The sequence below is a fragment of the Bacillus sp. SIMBA_005 genome, assembly GCF_046535585.1.
GTDB classification, from domain to species: Bacteria; Bacillota; Bacilli; order Bacillales; family Bacillaceae; genus Bacillus; species Bacillus pumilus.
This window is the reverse complement of sequence record NZ_JAWRWI010000864.1, coordinates 1-250: the sequence shown is the minus strand read 5'-3', so window position 1 is coordinate 250 and position 250 is coordinate 1. Positions and strand designations below refer to the sequence as shown.

At 44.8% G+C, this 250-nt stretch carries 1 protein-coding gene; it reads left to right on the top strand.

Going from position 1 to position 250, the window contains the following annotated elements; all coding sequences use genetic code 11:
• Positions 1 to 103: 103 nt before the first annotated feature.
• Positions 104 to 250 (top strand): YpzG family protein (locus tag SB660_RS22525; protein WP_410584709.1); only part of this gene is annotated, 147 nt, incomplete at its 3' end.

Sequence of the window (250 nt, the reverse complement as noted above, 5' to 3'; positions counted from 1 at the left end):
CATGCCATCCTGAATGATCCGCACCTGACCTGCACAAACTACAACAGATATTCGATCGAATATCCATCTTCACAAAATTATTCTATCCGGGAGTGATGGTTACATGAGTTATAAAGATCGATTAGATCAGCATTCTGAATTGTTTCATCACAATTGGACGCGGCCGAAACGCTCTAAATCGCAGGTGAACGGCCACACCGAAATGTCCCAGACCAACATTATTTTACGGAGCAACGCAAAAGCGCACCGC